The organism is Pelomonas cellulosilytica, from assembly GCF_021353265.1.
GTDB lineage: Bacteria > Pseudomonadota > Gammaproteobacteria > Burkholderiales > Burkholderiaceae_C > Pelomonas > Pelomonas cellulosilytica.
Genome location: NZ_JAJTWU010000015.1, coordinates 59464 through 65955, shown reverse-complemented (window position 1 = coordinate 65955; position 6492 = coordinate 59464). Strand labels below are relative to the sequence as shown.

The following is a 6492-nucleotide window of genomic DNA, read 5'->3' as shown; positions in this document are numbered from 1 at the left end:
GCCAGTCAGCGCCTTGAGAAGGTGCCGGGCATTGGGCCACTGACCGCGAGTGCCCTGGTCGCCAGCATCGGCGATGCGAAGAACTTCGACAACGGCCGCCAGTTCGCGGCCTGGCTGGGCGTGGTTCCGCGACAGCACTCCAGCGGTGGCAAGCCGACGCTGCTGGGCATGAGCAAGCGCGGCGATGCGTACCTACGCACGATGCTGATACACGGCGCGCGCTCCGTCATCTACCGGGCCACGCAGCGCGCAGACGCTGACAGTTGGCTGGTCAAGCTCACGACGCGTCGGAGCAAGAACATCGCTGCCGTCGCGATGGCGAACAAGACTGCGCGGACCGTCTGGGCGCTGCTGGCGCACGGGCGAGAGTTCACGGCCGGTTGCGCCGCTGCGTAGCCCGACATCGATGACCTCTACAGCAACAGGAGGATCCCACCGCCGATTGCTCAGGCAACCAGCAAGTTGATGGCACGATAGGTCAGACCGTGGTCAGCACAGCCCGTCCTGGACGAGGCACTTCGATTGCGTGTGAGCAATTGGGCGCCGACCAGCAAACCCATCAGGGACAGCGAGCTCGTCTCGCATTGAAAGTCCGAATGTACGGGTGCAATCTTTTCTTCGTGCAGCAGTGAGCTGGAAGCTTGGCAAACCGGGGGCGTCCATGTACGTCCAGTCCGCCAACCTTGAGTTCTGCGCACGGCGAAGGATGAATCGCACCGGTGGTGCGATTCAGGACTCGACAGCGCCTGCTTCGTCCACCAACTCGCGTGCCGGCCGACGCGGCCGAGAGGCGGCGCCGATCACAACGGCCAGACCGGCGAGCAGCATCGCCAGGGTCGCCCCTTCCGGCACCGCACTGATCGTGACGCCCGAGAGCGTGACCGTCTCGACAGGAAGGCCTGTGCCATTAGCCAGACCTAGCGCCCACAGTCGAGTGATCGACACTTGCGCGCCTCCGACCGGCGTAGACGATGTCGCGACGAAGTGCATCGTCGCCAGCGAAAAGCTGTTTGGTTGCAGCGCATCCAACTGGGCCGACGGCAGCAAGCTGACTTCGGTCAGTTGGAGAGTGCCTGCTTGCAGGCGGCTGTCGTCCAGAGCCTCGACCTGGGATATTTGGCCGAGGAACCCACCGAGCGCGAAGGATTGCAACGTCAGGACGGCGGGGTCGAAACTGAGCTCCAGATCGAAGCCCCCGATTGATCCTGCGCCGGCAGTGCCGACGCCCGAGACGACCAGGTCTACTGCAAACGGCGCCCCTGGCACCACGTTGAGCGGGGTCGGCTGCAGGCTCAGCGACGCGGCGCCCGCTACGGCGTGTGCCAACAGCAATACCGCGCCAGCGAGGTGCGGACGGAGGACGTGACGGAGTAACCGATGCATGGTGCAAGCCCTTTCGGTGTTCAGCGAGAAGCGCAGTTCTGGGCTGTACAGCGCAGAGCGCACAGTCGCGCGTCGTTGATGTCGACGGTGCCGTTGCCATCTGCGTCGCGCGGATCGGTAGCCCCGTCGGCTGGGGCGTTCCGGGCCGCCAAGATGGCGTTGAGGTCCAACCTGTCAATGCTGCCGTTGCCGTCCACGTCGCAGGTCCTGCGCTGCGGGGTCTGAAAATGCGTCTTCCAGACGGCTGCCAGGTAGGCCGCGGTACTCTGGTAGGCCTCTTGAAGGATCTCCCCTGTGAGGTCGTCGATGGAGCTGTCGTTATAGAAGTTGTAGCCCGTGTACGGACCGATGCCGTTGAACGCCTCGATTGTCACGATGCCCGCCGCCCCGTCGACGTGGAGGGCATCGGCCAGACGCGGCGCATGGAGGTTGGACCTCAGCGCGGCCTGGCGGAACACGATGGAGGGATGGTCGAGGTCGACATTCTTGGCTTCCCAGTCGAGGAACCGGGGGTTGCGGGCGCGGGCCGCAACGGTGAACTTGTGCTGGATCTGAGGCACGTAGTACTCCCATTGCGGGTGGCCGTTGGTCGGGATGTCGAACCCCGACCAACCACTGGTATGCATCGGTTGGGTGGCGTCGGTCAGGTAATGCAGGGCGAGCCCGAGGTGGTAGGCAGCCAACTTCTGCGTCCGCGGATTCGTCTCGCCCAATGCGTAGCCCACCATGTTCTTCAACTGCTCTGACGCGCACTCATAGGAGTTTGTGCAGGCAAAGCTGTTCTTGATCACCGGGAAGTAAGTCAGCCAGGGCGTGGGGCGACCGTAGCGGTCTTTCAGCGCGGGGTTATAGAAATGTGTGCCCTGATGGCCGTCGGCGTCGGCGTAATCCGGCGTGTCTGCATCCCACAGCCCCTGCTCCCACGCTTGCCGGATGCTCGGCGAAGTACGCAGTTCCTTCACGAAGGCCCCCAGCGGCGTGATGCCGGCCGGATCCTCCTTCTGCAGCAGGTCGAGTGCCTGGATGACGATCCACAGATGGGTGTTGCCGCTCTGCTTGACGTTGTGCACGATGGTGCTGACGGCAGTACGTTCCACCGACCCGCCGAGGCCGGTCGCACTGGCCGCCACGTAGCACCGCAACGCAAAGTAGTCATAGCCCGCTGGGCAGACCGGCTTCGAATAGCAGCGTGGAATGCCGGCGATCTCGATCCGTTGTTCGTTCGCCAGGCAAGTCATACTTGACGCCGTCAGCGTAGACACCGGGCGGAAGCATGTTTCGCCAGTGTTGGTGTAGTTCTGCGGGCAGGTCTTGTTGCAGCGGCCGAGCAGGCCCAAGAAATAACCACTGGGACAGCTGGCGCTGCTCGCCAGTGGCAGTGTGCTGGCGTCGCGGTGGCAGAACTCCCCAGTGTTCGTGAAGCCGCTGTTGCAGGTCATATTGCAGCGGCCGGTCGCCCCCTTGAAGTAGCCGCTGGAACAGGTCACGCTGCTGTCGGTCAGTGCGATCGTGTCCGCACCCCGATTGCAGAACTCCCCGGTATTCGTGAAGCCGCTCGCGCAGGTCTGATAGCAGCGGTCGGCCACGCCCTTGAAGTAGCCGCTGGGACAGCTCGCATTGGCAAGCGAGATCGTGTCGGCGTTGCGCAGGCAGGTCAATCCGGTATTGACGTAACCCGCCCTGCAGGAGAGGTAGCAGTAACCGGCAGACAAGCTGCCGCCGTTCGGGCAGGAATACGTGCCACCGGAGCAGATCAGCCCTATGTCCGTTCCGCTGCAGCTCGCCTTGTAGCTGCGACCGTAACTGTCAGCGGCACGAAAGCAGGAAACGCCCGTGTTGACATAACCCGCGGGGCAAGTCGCAAGACGGGACGGCGCGCTGTAGATATAGGGTGCGCGATAGCACGACACGCCGGTGTATGTGTAGCCCGACGGACAGAGCGGGTCCTTGGACGGGGCGTCATAAATGTAGGGCGCGCGGTAGCAACTCGACCCGGTGTTCACGTACCCGGTCGGGCAGGTTGCCAGCAGAGACGGTGCGCTGATAGTGTCGGCCCCGCGCCCGCAAGTCGCGCCGTTGTTGGTATAGCCGACCGGGCAATCAGCAACGCGGCTCGAGTTCGTGTCGACGCTGACGGCCCACTTCGGACGCGTGTCAAGAATCGATATCGGGTTCTCGCCGCCAGTCTCCGGAGCGGCCTGATGGGCGCGGCTGGTCGTCCCCGCATCCCACGCAAGCACGTCCAGCGGCGCGATGCTGATCAGCAGGCCGACCGCAAGAAACAAGTAGACAACCGCGGGAAAAACGCGGCGGCGCAGGGGGCGGGAACTTGAACGCATGAAGTCCTCCCAGTCCTGAAATGCCGGGTGGCCAGCTTGCCGCGCCTGCGGACCGCCGCGTGAAGCCTGGAAGACTGTCCATGCCGGATCGGTCGGCATCATGCGCTTTTGAAAGCGCAACCGTCATCGCGATGCGAAGCAGTGCTTCGTCAAGTTTGAGGACGCCCCGATCCCGACGCAACCAAAGCAGACGAAGATGGACCGGCGCCACTCATCGACCGCAGCGACCAACTGCTCTCGACTGGGACGCTGACGTCGACAAGTCGAAATCCGATGGCCGTCAAGCCTATCGACATGGCTGGTCCATGCTGCGGCTCCTCGGTGACGTAGACGATGTCGCTCTCGAAGATGCTGGAAGCGATCGCAGTGGACGGTCAAGCCAGCAGGGCAACAGCCTCACGAACGATCTTGTCCATCGGTATGGCGAGGATCGCCCGATCTGCAGGTCTGCATCGGATCGCACCCATCTGCTCGCTGAGCGTCGCCTTCGCCCGGCCAAAGTGGCGCGCAACCGCGGATGCCGGGCAGAGGTCCGACTGCACGGCCAGGCAGGCAACAAGCGCCCGGCCTCGCGAGGGCAAAAATCCGCGCTGCTTCGCGAGCGATGGGACGGTTGGCAGGCCCAGCCTGGTTGCCACCCACAGCTCCAGCAGTTCAAGCGCCCCATCGATGCTCTTACCCGCACTGGCTGCGACCAGCGCAGCTGCAGCTCCGCTGACACGCCTGGCCAGCGGGCCGGCCGGGCCGACCGTCCCCCTTGCGGACACAAGCCCTTTAGCCAATTCCCACTGGAGGACTTCCACCTCCGACGGCCGCACCGCCAACGCTCGCCGCAAGGCCATGCGGCCCAGCGGCACGGTTCCGCCCAGCCGCTCAAGCAGCTCGCCTGCATGAAACCCTTCTGCGAGGCTCAAGCCAAGGATCGCCCGCAGGGCGCCGTATGCATAGTTCGAAGGCACCGCACTCTGCCCAACCGCCACTGGTCGCCAAGCCAGCATTCGGAGCTCGGCAAACAACTGCTCGTCGCCATAGATCCACTGCGATTGATATCGATCCCTGAAGACAGCTCCCATCGTCCCGTCCGCCTGTCGCACCCGCCTGGCGATCGTGTTCGACAGCCCGTTGCCGAGCGCGGTCGCTGAATCCCCGGGTGGGAGCAACGACAGCAGGTGGATCTCCCTGGGCAGCAACAGGTAGTACAGCAGCTCGCGGCCGGACGCCTGGTGAGCGCCCAACAGTCGTGTGCGGATCTGGCTGACCAGGGAAGCACTGCAGACAAAGTCGCGCCCGACCACGGAGTGCCAGTACACATGGCAGATCCTGCGCGCCTCGCCGTCAACGATGGAACGTTCCATACCCCTTAGACGGACAAGGCGACGAAATTTCCCCCAGAACTTTGTAACGCAGCCCTTTTCGTTCGGACCTCGACAGCAGCTGACCACGATTCCGAACGGAAACAACCGTGTTGGGTGGTTCGAAGTCTGTGGCGGATCGACCGGAGCGCAAGCGTTGAAGCCACTTTTCTGCGCGGCTGGACGACCGAACCCGAAATCGTCTTTGGCCAATCTGCTTTCAGCCGGTGCTCCCAATCCCTATCTTTGGATCGCCAGAGGTGATTACCGAAGGCATCTGTGTCCTCAACTCAACTGAAGGAGAACGTCATGAACGAAGCACCGCAACTGGAGATCGTCGACCTGGGCGACGCCAAGGAAGAGACCAAGGGCCGTCCCACCGGCATCGAGACCGAGACGAACGACGTCTCCCAATACAAGGCCTGACCAGGCCTTGAGCACGGCGTGCAGGCGCCCGCCCGCACGCCGTCATCGACAACACCATCCGAAGGAGAACGTCATGAATCAAGACCTGGCACTGGAAATCGTCGAACTGGGCGATGCCAAGCAGGAAACCAAGGGTGCCTTGCATGGCTTCGAGACCGAGCTGAACGACGTGGCCATGTGGAAGCCCTGACCGAGCAGCAGAACCTGCTGGCGTGCGGCCTCGCCGCTGCACGCCTTGCCGAAGCACTCCCCATGTTGCAGTCTGCGGCTCAGTCGCCCACCTACCGGCTCGCCGACCACGTCCGCGCTTGCCGTGTCGATGACCAGGTCATCCTCCTGGACCTTGAGCGCAGCAAATACCTCGGCATCGGCCATGCCCGGCAAGCTGGCCTTGAGCGAGCCATCATCGATTGGCCTGCGCCCGCGGGAACTTCGCAAATTCCTCCGCCCAGTGCTGACCTGAACAGCTACCTCAAGCCCCTGCTTGACCAGGGTCTGCTGACCGATAGAGGCACGGCCCGCCCGCAGGAAGCGACGCTGCCAGTCCCTTCCGAAAGCATCAACGCCGCCCTCACCAAGCAAACACGTCCTCAATCGCTGGATCTGCTCACGCTGGCCTGGGCTGCATGGCGTGCGCGCATCTGGATGAGACGCAGCAGCCTGGCCGACATCGCATGCCGCGTGCGTCGCCTGCGCCCACGACCTCTCGCTGCCAGCGAGACACTCACCGTGGACGCGATGCACAGCGCCGTCTCGTCCTACATGGGGCTGCGCCCTTTTCTGTTCACCTCGCATGACGAATGCCTGCGCGACTCCCTGACGATGGTCCGCTTTCTCGCGAGGAAGCGCCTGTATCCAACCTGGGTCATCGGGGTCAGGATCCGGCCGTTCGCCGCGCACTCCTGGGTCCAGGCAGGCCACCTCGTCCTCAACGACGTCCACGAGAACGTTCGTCGCTACACGCCCATCCTGATCGTGTGAGGAACGGCGTC

The 6492-nt window shown here is 63.6% G+C and carries 6 protein-coding genes; 3 read left to right on the top strand and 3 right to left on the bottom strand.

Translation table 11 applies throughout. From position 1 onward, the window contains the following. Positions 1–396: IS110 family RNA-guided transposase (locus LXT13_RS26925; RefSeq protein ID WP_233375426.1), on the top strand; the 396-nt coding region annotated here is incomplete at its 5' end. 333 nt (positions 397–729) lie between these two features. On the opposite strand, the gene LXT13_RS26920 is transcribed toward LXT13_RS26925, so the two are convergent. The 3 genes from LXT13_RS26920 to LXT13_RS26910 form a co-directional block, all read right to left on the bottom strand. Further along, a complete protein-coding gene (locus LXT13_RS26920; protein ID WP_233375424.1) occupies positions 730–1383 on the bottom strand; it encodes a cohesin domain-containing protein in 654 nt (217 codons plus the stop codon). 20 nt (positions 1384–1403) lie between these two features. Beyond that, complete coding sequence (locus LXT13_RS26915; RefSeq protein ID WP_233375423.1) at positions 1404–3821, bottom strand: hypothetical protein; 2418 nt, start codon at positions 3819–3821, stop codon at positions 1404–1406. A 275-nt stretch (positions 3822–4096) separates the two neighbouring features. Further along, positions 4097–5077, bottom strand: coding sequence for a hypothetical protein (locus LXT13_RS26910; RefSeq protein ID WP_233375422.1), 981 nt, complete (start codon positions 5075–5077; stop codon positions 4097–4099). A 306-nt stretch (positions 5078–5383) separates the two neighbouring features. Between LXT13_RS26910 and LXT13_RS26905 the strand changes: the two genes are divergently transcribed. Together LXT13_RS26905 and LXT13_RS26900 are read left to right on the top strand one after the other, a co-directional pair. Then, the gene (locus LXT13_RS26905) at positions 5384–5500 is read left to right on the top strand and encodes a rubrivinodin family lasso peptide (RefSeq protein WP_233375421.1); all 117 of its coding nucleotides are present in this window, start codon (positions 5384–5386) and stop codon (positions 5498–5500) included. Between the two features lie 177 nt (positions 5501–5677). Further along, on the top strand, positions 5678–6481 hold the full coding sequence (locus LXT13_RS26900) for a lasso peptide biosynthesis B2 protein (protein WP_233375420.1): 804 nt from the start codon (positions 5678–5680) through the stop codon (positions 6479–6481). Positions 6482–6492 lie beyond the last annotated feature (11 nt).